The sequence below is a fragment of the Streptomyces sp. NPDC017890 genome, from assembly GCF_044328675.1.
GTDB lineage: Bacteria > Actinomycetota > Actinomycetes > Streptomycetales > Streptomycetaceae > Streptomyces.
In genome coordinates this window covers 174,920-188,336 of record NZ_JBIRHU010000012.1, presented here as the reverse complement: position 1 = coordinate 188,336, position 13,417 = coordinate 174,920, and the positions used below count along the sequence as shown (strand labels likewise).

General features: G+C 73.8%; 10 protein-coding genes and 2 pseudogenes. 4 read left to right on the top strand and 8 right to left on the bottom strand.

Annotated features, from left to right (window positions below; all coding sequences use genetic code 11):
• Positions 1 to 9: 9 nt before the first annotated feature.
• From hutI to hutU, 4 genes are read right to left on the bottom strand one after another with little or no spacing between them, the layout of a single operon-like run.
• Positions 10 to 1,185, bottom strand: coding sequence for an imidazolonepropionase (gene hutI / locus ACH4F2_RS18065; RefSeq protein ID WP_398133677.1), 1,176 nt, complete (start codon positions 1,183 to 1,185; stop codon positions 10 to 12).
• Between the two features lie 50 nt (positions 1,186 to 1,235).
• Positions 1,236 to 2,609: a formimidoylglutamate deiminase gene (locus tag ACH4F2_RS18060; protein ID WP_398133676.1), complete on the bottom strand. Its 1,374-nt coding sequence runs from the start codon at positions 2,607 to 2,609 to the stop codon at positions 1,236 to 1,238.
• Positions 2,606 to 3,823, bottom strand: coding sequence for an allantoate amidohydrolase (locus ACH4F2_RS18055; RefSeq protein ID WP_398133675.1), 1,218 nt, complete (start codon positions 3,821 to 3,823; stop codon positions 2,606 to 2,608). The genes ACH4F2_RS18060 and ACH4F2_RS18055 overlap by 4 nt, the downstream gene beginning before the upstream one ends.
• A complete protein-coding gene (hutU, locus tag ACH4F2_RS18050) occupies positions 3,820 to 5,520 on the bottom strand; it encodes a urocanate hydratase (RefSeq protein WP_398133674.1) in 1,701 nt (566 codons plus the stop codon). The genes ACH4F2_RS18055 and hutU overlap by 4 nt, the downstream gene beginning before the upstream one ends.
• Before the next feature lie 187 nt (positions 5,521 to 5,707).
• On the opposite strand from hutU, the gene ACH4F2_RS18045 reads away from it, so the two are divergent.
• Entirely contained in the window at positions 5,708 to 7,114 is a 1,407-nt protein-coding gene (locus ACH4F2_RS18045; RefSeq protein ID WP_398133673.1) for a diaminopimelate decarboxylase, read from the top strand.
• A 241-nt stretch (positions 7,115 to 7,355) separates the two neighbouring features.
• Here ACH4F2_RS18045 and ACH4F2_RS18040 read toward each other — a convergent pair whose 3' ends face one another.
• Both ACH4F2_RS18040 and ACH4F2_RS18035 read right to left on the bottom strand, forming a co-directional pair.
• On the bottom strand, positions 7,356 to 7,940 hold the full coding sequence (locus ACH4F2_RS18040; protein WP_398133672.1) for a hypothetical protein: 585 nt from the start codon (positions 7,938 to 7,940) through the stop codon (positions 7,356 to 7,358).
• 119 nt (positions 7,941 to 8,059) lie between these two features.
• On the bottom strand, positions 8,060 to 8,911 hold the full coding sequence (locus tag ACH4F2_RS18035) for a MurR/RpiR family transcriptional regulator (protein WP_398133671.1): 852 nt from the start codon (positions 8,909 to 8,911) through the stop codon (positions 8,060 to 8,062).
• A gap of 191 nt (positions 8,912 to 9,102) precedes the next feature.
• On the opposite strand from ACH4F2_RS18035, the gene ACH4F2_RS18030 reads away from it, so the two are divergent.
• Positions 9,103 to 9,537 carry a hypothetical protein gene (locus tag ACH4F2_RS18030; protein WP_398133670.1) on the top strand — a complete coding sequence of 145 codons (435 nt, stop codon included), beginning with the start codon at positions 9,103 to 9,105 and terminating at the stop codon, positions 9,535 to 9,537.
• Between the two features lie 35 nt (positions 9,538 to 9,572).
• On the opposite strand, the pseudogene ACH4F2_RS18025 reads toward ACH4F2_RS18030, so the two are convergent.
• A pseudogene (locus tag ACH4F2_RS18025) lies at positions 9,573 to 9,977 on the bottom strand (SDR family oxidoreductase); the annotation flags it as partial.
• Between the two features lies 1 nt (position 9,978).
• Between ACH4F2_RS18025 and ACH4F2_RS18020 the strand changes: the two are divergent.
• A pseudogene (locus tag ACH4F2_RS18020) lies at positions 9,979 to 10,326 on the top strand (transcriptional regulator); the annotation flags it as partial.
• Positions 10,327 to 10,776: 450 nt separating this feature from the next.
• On the opposite strand, the gene ACH4F2_RS18015 reads toward ACH4F2_RS18020, so the two are convergent.
• Positions 10,777 to 12,165 carry a cystathionine beta-synthase gene (locus ACH4F2_RS18015; protein WP_398133669.1) on the bottom strand — a complete coding sequence of 463 codons (1,389 nt, stop codon included), beginning with the start codon at positions 12,163 to 12,165 and terminating at the stop codon, positions 10,777 to 10,779.
• Between the two features lie 167 nt (positions 12,166 to 12,332).
• On the opposite strand from ACH4F2_RS18015, the gene ACH4F2_RS18010 reads away from it, so the two are divergent.
• Entirely contained in the window at positions 12,333 to 13,355 is a 1,023-nt protein-coding gene (locus tag ACH4F2_RS18010) for an SGNH/GDSL hydrolase family protein (protein ID WP_398133668.1), read from the top strand.
• The last annotated feature ends 62 nt before the right edge of the window (positions 13,356 to 13,417 follow it).

Below are 13,417 nucleotides of genomic sequence, written 5' to 3'. Positions count from 1 at the left end.
TCCGTGTGATCACACTTTACGTACGCCCCGCCGCCACACCCCGGCGACCAGCGGGACACCGGGCCGGTAGGCCAGGTGTACGTGGCTCGGGGCGTCCAGGAGGGTCAGGTCGGCGTACGCGCCCGGGGCCAGGCGGCCGATGTCGTCGCGGCGCAGGGCCGCCGCGCCGCCCGCGGTGGCCGACCAGACCGCCTCGTCCGGCGTCATCCCCATGTCCCGTACGGCGAGCGCGACACAGAAGGGCACGGAGGACGTGAACGACGAGCCCGGGTTGCAGTCGGTGGACAGCGCGACCGTCACGCCGGCGTCGATCAGGCGCCGGGCGTCCGGCCACTGGGCACGGGTGGAGAACTCGGCACCGGGGAGCAGGGTGGCGACCGTGCGGCTGTTCGCGAGGGCGTCGACGTCGGCGTCGGTGAGGTGCGTGCAGTGGTCGGCGCTGGCGGCGTCGAGTTCCACGGCCAGTCGGACACCGGGGCCGTAGGAGAGCTGGTTGGCGTGGATGCGGGGGTGCAGGCCCTTGGCCTTGCCGGCGGTGAGGATCGCGCGGGCCTGGTCGCCGTCGAAGGCGCCCTTCTCGCAGAACACGTCGATCCAGCGGGCGTGCGGGGCGCAGGCGTCGAGCATCTCGCCGGTGACCAGGGCGACGTAGGCGGCCGGGTCGTCGGCGAGTTCGGGGGCGACGATGTGGGCGCCGAGGAAGGTGACCTCGTCGGTGTGGCGGGCGGCGACGCGCAGGGCGCGGGACTCGTCGGCGGTGGTCAGACCATAGCCGGACTTGGTCTCGAAGGTGGTGGTGCCCTGGCGCAGGGCCTCTTCGAGGTAACGGATGAGCCCGGCCTCCAGTTCCGCGTCGCTCGCGGCCCGGGTGGCGGCGACGGTGGTGCGGATGCCGCCGGCGCTGTAGGGGCGGCCGGACATGCGGGCGTTGAACTCCTCGGTGCGGTCGCCCGCGAAGAGGAGGTGGGAGTGGGAGTCGACGAAGCCGGGGAGGACCGCCCGGCCACCGGCGTCGACCCGGTTGTCAGTGGCGGGTGCTTTGCTTGATTCACCGGTCCACACGACACGGTCGCCGTCGATGACGACGGCCGCGTCCCGGACCAGACCGAGCGGGGAGTGGTCGCCGAGGGAGGGGTCGTTGGTGACGAGCGTGGCGATGTTGGTGATGACGGTGCTGCTGCTCATGGGTTCCGTGACGTCCTCGTGGGGGCGGGGGCGGGGGCGGGCGTTCGTCGCTATGCGCGCAGGGCTTCCACGGCCCGCGCGAGGGCCTCGGGCACATCGGGGACGAGGGTGTGCGCCCCGTCGCGTACGACATGCCGTCCGCCCACGATCGTGTGCCGTACGTCCGCGGCCGTCGCGGCGAATACGGCGGTCTCGGCGCCGAGCCTGGGCAGCGGCCCCGCTGTCCTGACCGAGTCGAGGGCGAGGGTGGTGAGGTCGGCGCGGGAGCCGGCCTCGATGGTCCCGACGTCATCCCAGCCGAGGGCGGCGTGGCCGTCGGCAGTGGCGGCGCGCAGCAGGGCGGCGGCGGTCCAGTGGCCGCGGGTGCGGGTGCGCAGGCGTTCGTTCAGCTCCATGGCGCGCGCCTCTTCCAGCAGGTCGACGACGGCGTGGCTGTCGGAGCCGAGGGAGAGTGGGGAGCCGGCGCGCTGGAGGGCGGCGGCGGGGCCGATGCCGTCGGCGAGGTCGCGTTCGGTGGTCGGGCACATGCAGGTGCCGGTGCGGCTGCCGCCGAGCAGGGCGATGTCCTCGTCGGTGAGGTGGGTGTTGTGGACGCCGGTGGTGCGGGGTCCGAGCACGCCGTGGTCGGCGAGGAGCCGGGTGGGGGTGCGGCCGTGGGCGGCGTGGCAGGCGTCGTTCTCGGCGGTCTGCTCGGACAGGTGCACATGCAGCGGGGCCCGCCGTTCCTCGGCCCAGCGCGCCACGGTCGCCAACTGGCCGGCGGGCACGGCCCGTACGGAGTGGATCGCCGCCCCGATCCGTGCGTGATCGCGTTCCTTGAGAACTGAACAGCGTTCCGCCCAGGCGTCCGCCGTGCCGTCACAGAAGCGGCGCTGGTGGGTGTCGGGGGGCTGTCCGAAGCCGGAGGACAGGTAGCAGGTGTCGAGGAGGGTGATGCGGATGCCGGCTTCGGCGGCGGCCTCGATGAGGGCCTCGCCCATCGCGTTGGCGTCGGCGTAGGGGGTGCCGCCGGGTGCGTGGTGGACGTAGTGGAACTCGCCGACGGTGGTGATGCCGGCGAGGGCCATCTCGGCGTACACCGCGCGGGCCAGGTCGTGGTAGGTCTCGGGGGTCAGCCGGTCGGCGACGGAGTACATGGCCTCGCGCCAGGTCCAGAAGGTGCCGGAGCCGACCTGGACGGTGCCGCGCAGGGCACGGTGGAAGGCGTGGCTGTGCGCGTTGGCGAGGCCGGGGAGGGTCAGTCCGCGCAGGGGCTCGGCGCCGGGCGGCGGGCCGGGGGTTCCCTGGTGGACGGCGGTGATGCGGCCGTCGCGGCCCGTGGTGGAGCCGCTGGCGGACACCGTGACGGTGACGCCCGGCTCGACGTGGGTGCCGAGCCAGGCGTGCTCCAGCCAGTACGTCCGGGTCCGCTCGGTGGAGGTCACGTGCAGGCCAGCCCTTCCAGTACGTCGGCGAGTGCGCTCACCCCGGCCACGCAGTCGTCCTCGGCGGCGTACTCGGCCGGGGAGTGCGAGACGCCGGTGGGGTTGCGTACGAACAGCATGGCGGTCGGGATGCGGTCGGAGAGGATCCCGGCGTCGTGTCCGGCACCGGTGCCGAGGACGGGCACCTTGAGGTCCGTGTCGCTGCCGAGGATCCGCGCGAGTTCGTCGCGCAGGGCGTGGTCGAACTCGACGACGGGGGTGAACGACTCACGTACGACGTCGAGGTCGACGCCGTGGGCGGCGGCGTACTCGCGGGCGGCCTTCTCCACCGCGCCGACCACGGTGTCCAGGCTCCCCTGGTCGGCGGCGCGGGAGTCGAGCCAGCCGCGCACGAGGGAGGGGACGGCGTTGACGCCGTTGGGTTCGACGGTGATCTTGCCGAAGGTGGCGACGGCACCGGCGAGTTCGGCCTCGCGGCGGGCGGCGAGCACGGTCTCGGCGTAGGACGGCATGGGGTCGTGCCGGTCGGCGAGCCGGGTGGTGCCGGCGTGGTTGGCCTCGCCCCGGAAGTCGAACCGCCAGCGTCCGTGCGGCCAGATGGCGGACGCGATGCCGATCCGGTCGCCGGACAGGTCCAGGGCGCGGCCCTGTTCGACGTGGAGTTCGACGAAGGCGCCGATGCGGGCGAGCCGCTCGGGGTCGGGGCCGATGCCGTCCGGGTCGTATCCGGCGGCCTCCATGGCCTGCGGGAGCGTGACGCCGTCACCGTCGGTCAGGCGGTGGGCCTGCTCGGCGGTGAGCGCCCCCGCGGTGAGCCGGGAGCCGACGCAGGCGAGGCCGAAGCGGGCGCCCTCCTCGTCGCCGAAGTTGACGATGCCGAGGGGCCTGGTGGGGCGCGCTCCCCTGCGGCGCAGTTCGTCGAGGGCCGCGAAGGCGGAGACGACGCCGAGTGGCCCGTCGAAGGCGCCGCCGTCGGGCACGGAGTCCAGGTGGGAGCCGGTGACGACGGCGTCCCCGGCGGCGGGGTCGCCGAGCCAGGCCCACTGGTTGCCGTTGCGGTCGGTCTCGTGGGCGAGGCCTCGTGCCTCGGCCTGCTCCCGGAACCAGGTCCGGCAGTCGGCGTCGGCGCCGGTCCAGGCGTAGCGGCGGTAGCCGCCGGAGGCGGAGCTGCGGCCGACCGGCAGCAGCTCCGCCCACATGCTGTGGAAGCTCACGCGTCGTCACCCTCGCGCGTCTCGTCACCCTCGCGCGTCTCGTCACCCTCGCGCATCGGCACCCGCACGTCCCGTTCGGCCGCCACCGACTCCGCGATGTCGTACCCGGCGTCGACGTGGCGGATGACGCCCATGCCGGGGTCGTTGGTGAGCACCCGGCGGATCTTCTCGCCGGCCAGCGCGGTGCCGTCGGCGACCGTGACCTGCCCGGCGTGGAGGGAGCGGCCCATGCCGACGCCGCCGCCGTGGTGGAGGGAGACCCAGGAGGCACCGGAGGCGACGTTGACCATGGCGTTGAGCAGCGGCCAGTCGGCGATGGCGTCGGAGCCGTCGAGCATGGCCTCGGTCTCGCGGTACGGGGAGGCGACGGAGCCGCAGTCGAGGTGGTCTCGGCCGATGACGACCGGCGCCGCCAGCTCGCCGCTCGCCACCATGTCGTTGAACCGCTCACCGGCCTTGTCGCGCTCGCCGTAGCCGAGCCAGCAGATGCGGGCGGGCAGACCCTGGAAGTGGACGCGCTCACCCGCCATCCTGATCCAGCGGGCCAGGGACTCGTTCTCGGGGAAGAGGTCGAGGATCGCCTTGTCGGTCTTGGCGATGTCGGCGGGGTCGCCGGACAGGGCGGCCCAGCGGAAGGGGCCCTTGCCCTCGCAGAAGAGCGGGCGGATGTAGGCGGGCACGAAGCCGGGGAAGGCGAAGGCCCGGTCGTATCCGGCGAGCCGGGCCTCGCCGCGGATGGAGTTGCCGTAGTCGAAGACCTCGGCGCCGGCGTCCTGGAAGCCGACCATGGCCTCGACGTGCCGGGCCATGGACTCGCGGGCGCGGGTGGTGAAGCCGGCCGGGTCCTTGGCTGCGGCGTCGGCCATGTCCTCGAAGGCGATCCGGGTGGGCAGGTAGGCCAGGGGGTCGTGGGCCGAGGTCTGGTCTGTGACGATGTCGATGGGCGCGCCCATCGCGAGCAGCTGCGGGACCAGCTCGGCGGCGTTGCCGAGGACGCCGATGGACAGCGGCCTGCGCCGGTCGCGGGCCTCGGTGGCGAGCTGGAGGGCGTGGTCGAGGGAGTCGGCCTTCACGTCGAGGTAGCGGTGCTCGATGCGGCGGTCGATGGCGCGCGGGTCGCAGTCGACGCAGATGGCGACGCCGTCGTTCATCGTCACGGCGAGGGGCTGGGCGCCGCCCATGCCGCCGAGGCCGGCGGTGAGGGTGATGGTCCCGGCCAGCGTGCCGCCGAACTTCTTCGCGGCGACGGCGGCGAAGGTCTCGTAGGTGCCCTGGAGGATGCCCTGGGTGCCGATGTAGATCCAGGAGCCGGCCGTCATCTGCCCGTACATGGTCAGGCCGAGGGCCTCCAGGCGGCGGAACTCCTCCCAGTTCGCCCAGTCGCCGACGAGGTTGGAGTTGGCGATGAGGACCCGCGGGGCCCACTCATGGGTCTGCATGACGCCGACCGGGCGGCCCGACTGGACGAGCATCGTCTCGTCCTGCTTGAGGGTCCGCAGCGTGCGGACCATCGCGTCGAAGGAGCGCCAGTCGCGGGCCGCCTTGCCGGTGCCGCCGTAGACCACGAGTTTGTCGGGGTGCTCGGCGACCTCGGGGTCGAGGTTGTTCTGCAGCATCCGCAGGGCGGCCTCCTGCTGCCAGCCCAGGGCGCTCGGCTGCGTACCGCGTGGCGCTCGGACAGGGCGGGGTCCGGACATGGTTGGCCTCCTGGTGGCTCGCTCCCGGCGGATTGTTACTGCTGTTATTCATATCCTCACTTCGTGAATAGAACTAGTCAATACGTCCGTGTCGCGTCGCGCACGCGTCGCGGGTGTTTGGCTGGATGTGCGGGGCAGGCATCGAGACGGGCCAGCAGGCGACGAGGACGAAAACACGGAGGACCGCGTGAGCGACGGCACGGACACGGGGACGGGGACGGGGACCAACGGTGACCTGGGCGGCACCGACGCGGAGCGGGCGGCGCGGCGGGACCGGGCGGTACGGGCGGCCGTGGACCAGGGGCTGCTCGGACCCGGCGCTCCGATCGTCGGGCTGCTGGACGTCGCCGGGATACGGGAGTCGGCGGCGGCCCTGCGGGCCGCGTTCGAGGCGGTGACGGCGCCCGGGACGCCCGTGCTGCACGCCTTCGCGGTCAAGGCGACCCCGTTGGTCCCGGTCCTGCGGCTGCTGCACGCGGAGGGCATCGGCGCGGAGGTCGCGAGCCCGGGTGAGCTGGCGCTGGCCCGGGCGGCGGGAGTGCCGCCGGAGCGGACGGTGCTGGACTCGCCCGCCAAGACGCCGGGCGAGCTGCGGGAGGCGCTGGCGCTGGGCATCGCCGTCAACGCGGACAACCCGCAGGAGCTGACCCGCCTCGACGGTCTGATGACCGAGGGGGCGAGCCGTTCCCCGCTCGGTATCCGGGTCAACCCCCAGGTCGGCGGGGGCTCCATCGAGGCGCTGTCGACGGCCACGGCGACCTCGAAGTTCGGGGTGGCGCTGCGCGACGAGGGGGCGCGCGAGTGGGTGGTGCGGGCGTACCTGGACCGGCCGTGGCTGACCCGGCTGCACGCGCACACCGGGTCACAGGGCATCCCGCTCTCCCTGATGGCCGAGGGCGTGGCCGCGACGTACGCGCTCGCCGAGGAGATCAACGAGCGGGCCGGGCGCCGACAGGTCGACACGCTCGACATCGGCGGCGGGCTGCCGGTGAACTTCGCGTCGGACGAGACGACACCGACGTACGCCGAGTACGCGCGCGTGCTGCGCGAGGCGGTGCCGGGAATGTTCGACGGGCGGTACGGGCTGGTCACCGAGTTCGGGCGGTCGCTGCTGGCCAAGCACGGCACGGTGGTGGCGCGCGTGGAGTACGCGAAGAGCGCCGGGGGACGGCCGGTCGCGGTGACGCACGCGGGCGTGCAGGTCGCGACGCGGACGGTGTACGCGCCGGGGGCGTGGCCGCTGCGGATCGCCGCGTACGACGGCAAGGGGCTGCCGAAGGGGGGCGCGGACGTGGTGCAGGACGTGGCGGGACCGGCGTGCTTCGCGGGGGACCTGCTGGCCGTGGGGCGCGCGCTGCCGTTGCTGGAGCAGGGGGACCATGCGGCGGCACTGGACACGGGGGCGTACTACTTCGCGCACCACTACGCGTACAACTCGCTCGCACGGCCCGGGGTCTACGGGTTCGCGGCGGACGGTGCCGGGGGTGTCTCCTTCGCGACCGTGCGGGAGCCTCAGACGGTCGAGGAGATCGTGGCCGAGGCGGGCGGGGGGCACGCCGACGCGCTGACGTCGGCGCCGTGGCGGGCTCGGTAGTCCCGGCCTGCCCCCACGACCGGTCCCACCACCGCCGGTCCTTCGCGGCCGGTCCCGTGCGGCCGGTCCTTCGCGGCCGGTCCCTTGCGGCCAGCCCCTCGCGGCCGGTCCCGTGCGGCCAGCCCCTCGCGGCCCACCCGGCGGGACCGCACGCCGGCACGGCTCACGTGGCGGGGCCGCACGCCGGCACGGCCCCGCGCTCCTGACGGGCGCTCGCGCTCCGGTCGTCACGACCGGGTGATCAGACCAACGCCGCCTTCTTGCGCCGTGCGCCGCCCGGGGCCGCGTCGCCCGCCGCGATGCCGGTGCTCCGGTAGGCGCGGACGGCCGTGCCCGCCGGGCGGCCGGCGTTGCGGGCGAGCCAGTCGACGCGGACCCACAGGAGGGCGTCGTCGGCCTGTTCGCGGCGGCCGATCCAGGCGGACTTCAGCCACAGGCCGGCGCCGCAGCCGGCCATCAGCAGTCCGGCGGCGGCCGGGACGGCGAAGGCGCTGCCCAGGGCGGCGAGGAAGGCGAGGAGCAGCCACCAGCGGTGTCCCCGACGCCAGTTGCGTACGGTCACCGCGCGGTCCTGGAGCACGTCGTGCTTGCCCGCGCGGACGGCCGGGCCGGCCAGGGCGGCGTACCGCTTTCGGCGCACGGACGCGACGACGGCCGTCGCGACGATGAACAGCGCGACACCGGCCAGGACGCCGATCCGGCGTCCGGTCAGTCCCGGCACCAGCGCCCCGATGCCCGCCGCGAGTACGCCCAGCCACCACAGTGGCGCCGCCCCCGCCCGTACGACGACGGCGACCCGAGCCAGCCCCTGTCCTCCGCGCGCCACGTCCGGCCTCCTGTTCCGTTCTGTTCCCGCGATGCGTCCGACGGTTGTGCGGCCAGGCACGTTAACGGGAGAAGGTGAGACGAGTCTGAGAAGGAGCCCGCCGGAGCCGGGGCGCCGCGTCAGTCCACGAAGAGCCCCCGCGCCGCCGCCTTCGTGTCGAATTCCTCCAGCCGGGCCTGGGCGTCCGGCAGGTCGTCGCACATGGCCTCCAGCAGCACCCGGCCGAGCAGCATCGGCGCGCAGGCCGTGTCGAAGGCGAGGCCGGTGCCGACGGCGGCGGGCAGCAGCAGGTCGGAGACCTTGGCGACCGGCGCGAAGGCGGAGTCGGCGACGGTCACCACCGTGAGCCCCGCCTCCTTGGCGTGGGTGAGCGCGTCGACGACCTCGCGCGGATGCCTGGGCAGGGCGAAGCAGAGCAGGGCCGTCGCCCCGGCCCGGACGGCGGCGTCGATGCGGTCGTGGAGCATCGTGCCGCCCTCGCCCAGGAGCCGGACGTCCGGGTGGACCTTGGCGGCGAAGTAGGCGAAGCCGTGCGCCTGGGCCGCCGCCGCCCGCAGCCCGAGGACCAGCAGGGGCCGGCCGGCGGCGAGGGTCCGGCCCGCCTCCCGCACCGGCCCCGGGTCGGCCAGCGCCTCCGCCAGGTGGCGCAGGTTCTCGATCTCGGCCTCCACGGCCTGCTGGTACTCGTTGAAGGAGCCGGTGTCCGCCACCTGTTCCGCGGGGGCGACCTCGCGCAGATGCCGGCGCAGCGCCGGGTAGCCGTCGAAGCCGAGGGCGACGGCGAAGCGGGTCACGGACGGCTGGCTGACCCCGGCCAGCTCGGCCAGCTCCACGCTGGACAGGAAGGGCACGTCGGCGGCGCGCCGCACCATGCTGTGTGCGATGCGCCGCTGGGTCGGCGTCAGCCGGTGCCCCTCGAAGAGCGTCTGCAGCCGCCCTGCCGGACTGTCGGTCCCGGTGCTCCCGCTCATGATGTGTGCTCCCCCTCGCTGCTATTCACCGTCCCCGATTTCTGCATACCGTTATACAGCGGGGCGGCGGCACACGACGCCCGGCCAGCGGCGCGGACGGTGGCGCACCCGGCGCCCCACTGGTGGTCCCCCGCCGGAAACGGGGGTTAGCCCCAGTGCCGCCGACGCCCCGGCTGCCTACCGTGGAAGGCATGACGGGAATGGACGGGCGGGACACCGACCTCAAGAAGGAACTCGACGCCACCCTGCAGACCCGCAGGGAGCTCGGTGAGGAGTACGAGTCCGCGCTGGTCGACTCGTTCCTGGAGAAGGTCGACCAGCGCATCGACGGCACGATCGAGCGCCGGGTGCGCCGGCAGGTCGCCGAGCAGCAGATGGCGGCGGCCCGGGACAGCCGGTCGCCGAAGCCCACGGACTCCTTCGGTGAGCGCTTCGGCTTCGGCATCGTCTCGCTGGTCCTCGCGATCCCGCTGTCCGCGATCGGCGGCGGCGTCGCGAACCTCCCCGGGCTGCTGGTCGCCTGGGCCGGCATCGTCGGGGTGAACGTGGTCCAGGTCGCCCGGACCAGCCCCGGTCTCTTCCGACGGCGCCGCCGCACCGACAAGGACGACGCCTGGGAGGACTGAGGCCGGGGCGGCAGGCGGCCGGGCGGGCTGCCGGACTACGCGGGCTGCCGGGTCGGCAGGACGACGATCTGCCGCAGGTTGACGCGCCGCGGCCGGCTCGCCACGTAGGCCACCACGTCGGCGACCTCCTCGGCCGACAGGCCGCCGATCGCCTCGAACATGCCGTCCAGCTGCTCCCGCAGTTCCGGATCGGCGACGTGGGTGCGCAGTTCGGTCTCGGTCATCCCGGGCTCGACGTTGGTCATGCGGACGTCCCGCGGCCCGAACTCCGTACGCAACGCCTGCGACAGGTAGGTGACCGCGGCCTTGGTGACGCCGTAGACGGCGTAGTCCTGATAGGGGGCGTGCGCGGCCACCGACGAGACGTCGACGACGTCCGCCGTACGGCCGTCCTCGGCGGCGGCCACCAGGTCGCCGGCGAAGGCGCGGATGACGCGCAGCAACCTGTACCCGGAGTGGGCGGCGATCGCCGCGCAGAGCGTGGCCCACCTGCGGATGGTGGCGGGCCGCCACCGGTCGGACCGGCGGCTGTCCGCGCTGGTCGGGGAGCTCTCCGTGCGCAGCGAGGACTTCCGCCGCATGTGGGCCGACCACCAGGTCCGGGACTGCGCCTTCGGAGTGAAACGCGTCCACCACCCGGTGGCGGGCCTGCTGACGCTTCCGTACGAGACGCTGACGCTGCCGGCCGACCCGGACCAGATCCTCCTGGTCTACACGCCGGAACCGGGCTCGGAGACCGCGGAGCGGCTGGCGCTGCTGGGAAGCTGGGCGTCGAGGCACGCCGGCTGAGAGAAGACTGCGCGGGGACCGCCGCACCCCCATCGCTGAGGGGCGGGACGACGGCGGTCCCCGCGGGGGACGCGCGTGGTGCCGGGCCTCACGGCCGAGGCGGCGCGTCCGTGGCGTCCGTGGAGGTCCGGGAGCCGCTCCGGAAGGTCCTCGACGCCGTTCGGTGCCGGCCGGGGCGGGGAGCCTTCCCCAGTGCTCAACGCCTGGGAGGTGCCCCCGTCGCCCTGCCGACATCCCCTACTGTGCCGGGCCCGTGTTAAGCGTGTGCTGCGCGAACGTGACGCGCACGTACCACTTCCGCGAAGTCCTCGAAGATCATCGGGCGCCTCGGACCCGGGCACCCTGCCGCGGGTTCACCCGGCGTTCACCGCGGCTTCCCGTGACCAGCCGCGACCTGCCGCGACCTGCCGCGGCTTCCCTCGGCTTCCCTCGGCTTCCCGCCGCTTCCCGCTACTTCCCGCTCCTGGCGAGGAAGGACAGCAGGTCCTGACGGCTCACCACACCGGTCGGCTTCCCCTCGACCAGCACGATCGCCGCGTCCGCGGTGCCGAGCACCGACATCAGGTCCGCGACCGGTTCGCCGGAGCCGACCTGCGGCAGCGGAGCCGACATGTGCTTCTCCAGCGGGTCCTCCAGGGAGGCGCGCTTGGCGAACAGGGCGTCCAGCAGCTCGCGTTCCACGACCGAGCCGACGACCTCGGCGGCCATCACGTCCGGGTGACCGGCGCCGGGCTTGACGATCGGCATCTGCGAGACGCCGTACTCGCGCAGCACCTCGATGGCCTGGCCGACCGTCTCGTCCGGGTGCATGTGGACGAGGGAGGGGATGGAGCCGCCCTCCTTGTGGTGGAGGACCTCGGCGACGCGCGCGCTGGGGCCGGCGTCCTCCAGGAAGCCGTAGTCGGCCATCCACTCGTCGTTGAAGATCTTGCTGAGGTAGCCGCGCCCGCTGTCCGGGAGGAGTACGACGACCACGTCGTCCTCGCCGAGCCGCTCGGCGACGCGCAGCGCCGCGACGACGGCCATGCCGCAGGAGCCGCCCACCAGCAGCCCCTCTTCCTTGGCGAGGCGGCGGGTCATCTGGAAGGAGTCCTTGTCGGAGACGGCGACGATCTCGTCCGCGACGTTCCGGTCGTAGGCGGTCGGCCAGAAGTCCTCACCGACCCCCTCGACGAGGTAGGGCCGTCCCGAACCGCCGGAGTACACCGAGCCCTCGGGGTCGGCGCCGATCACCTTGACCGCGCCGTCGCTGATCTCCTTCAGGTACCGGCCGGTGCCGGAGATGGTGCCGCCGGTGCCGACACCGGCGACGAAGTGGGTGATCTTCCCCGCCGTCTGCTCCCACAGCTCGGGTCCGGTCGAGTGGTAGTGGGAGAGCGGGTTGTGCGGGTTGGAGTACTGGTCCGGCTTCCAGGCGCCCGGCGTCTCCCGGACCAGCCGGTCGGAGACGTTGTAGTAGGAGTCCGGGTGCTCGGGGTCGACCGCCGTCGGGCACACGACCACCTCGGCGCCGTACGCGCGCAGCACGTTGATCTTGTCGGTGGAGACCTTGTCGGGGCAGACGAAGATGCACTTGTAGCCCTTTTGCTGGGCCACGATGGCGAGGCCCACGCCCGTGTTGCCGCTGGTCGGCTCGACGATCGTGCCGCCCGGCCGCAGGGCGCCGCTCTCCTCGGCGGCCTCGATCATGCGCAGGGCGATGCGGTCCTTCACCGAGCCGCCCGGGTTGAAGTACTCCACCTTGGCCAGGACGGTCGCCCTGATGCCGTCGGTCACGCTGTTGAGCCGCACCAGCGGGGTGTTGCCGACGAGGCTGATCATCGAGTCGTGGAAATGCACCGTGGTCTCCGGATGCCGCAAAAGGTGGTCGTTATCGGTCCGGCCAGCCTATGGCCTGCCTGGCCCGCCCGTGCCCCGTGACGGTCGTTCACTCCCCGTTGAGATTGGGCGACCGTCCGTACGGGGCAAGCAGTGGGTGTACGGGTTGGAGGAGGTGGCGGCGACGTATGACGAGTATGTCGAGGGCGAGGGTGGCCCGGCGGATCGCGGCCGGCGCGGCTTACGGCGGCGGCGGCATCGGACTGGCCGGTGCGGCGGCGGTCGGTCTGCTGCTGGCGGAGGTGCAGCTGGCCAGGCGCCGGGTGGGCGTCGGTACACCCGGCCGGGTGCCGAACGCGGAGGGGTTGTACGGCGACACCCTGCCGACAGTGGGTGAGCCGCCCCTGCGGCTGATGATGCTGGGCGACTCCACGGCCGCCGGGCAGGGCGTACACCGGGCCGGGCAGACGCCGGGTGCGCTGCTCGCGTCGGGGCTCGCGGCGGTGGCGGAGCGGCCGGTGGCGCTGGGATCGGTCGCGGCGCCGGGGGCGTGTTCGGACGACCTGGACCGGCAGGTGGCGCTGGTACTCGCGGACCCCGGCCCGGTGCCCGACATCTGCGTGATCATGATCGGGGCGAACGACGTCACGCACCGGATGCCGCCGACCCGCTCGGTCCGGTACCTGGCGGGGGCGGTACGGCGGCTGCGTACGGCCGGCGCGGAGGTGGTCGTCGGCACCTGCCCGGACCTGGGCACCATCGAGCGGGTGCGGCAGCCGCTGCGCTGGGTGGCCCGGCGGGCCTCGCGGCAGCTGGCGGCGGCGCAGACGATCGGCGCCGTGGAGCAGGGCGGGCGCACGGTGTCGCTGGGCGACCTGCTGGGCCCGGAGTTCGCGCAGAACCCGCGGGAGCTGTTCGGGCCGGACAACTACCACCCCTCCGCCGAGGGGTACGCCACGGCCGCGATGGCGGTACTGCCGTCGGTGTGCGCCGCGCTCGGCCTGTGGCCGGCCGACGAGGAGCGTCCCGACGCGCTGCGCCGCGAGGGCTTCCTGCCGGTGGCCCGGGCGGCGGCCGAGGCCGCGGCCGAGGCCGGCACGGAGGTCGCGGCGGCGATGCCCACGGGGCCGCGAGGGCCGTGGGCGCTGCTCAAGCGCCGGCGGCGGCGCCGGGTGGCGGAGGCGGAACCCACCAGCCCGTCCGGCGTTTGAGGACGAGGCCGTTCAGGCCGAAGCGGGTTCCTGGGGGCGCGGCCCCCGGGAACGCGCACCTG

Bases quoted from the DNA above. Each gene is read 5' to 3' on its own strand.
- ACH4F2_RS18030 (WP_398133670.1), top strand. From the start codon at position 9,103: ATGACGGGAATGGACGGGCGGGACACCGACCTCAAGAAGGAACTCGAC.
- ACH4F2_RS18010 (WP_398133668.1), top strand. From the start codon at position 12,333: ATGACGAGTATGTCGAGGGCGAGGGTGGCCCGGCGGATCGCGGCCGGC.
- hutI (WP_398133677.1), bottom strand. From the start codon at position 1,185: ATGAGCAGCAGCACCGTCATCACCAACATCGCCACGCTCGTCACCAAC.
- ACH4F2_RS18035 (WP_398133671.1), bottom strand. From the start codon at position 8,911: ATGAGCGGGAGCACCGGGACCGACAGTCCGGCAGGGCGGCTGCAGACG.
- hutU (WP_398133674.1), bottom strand. From the start codon at position 5,520: ATGTCCGGACCCCGCCCTGTCCGAGCGCCACGCGGTACGCAGCCGAGC.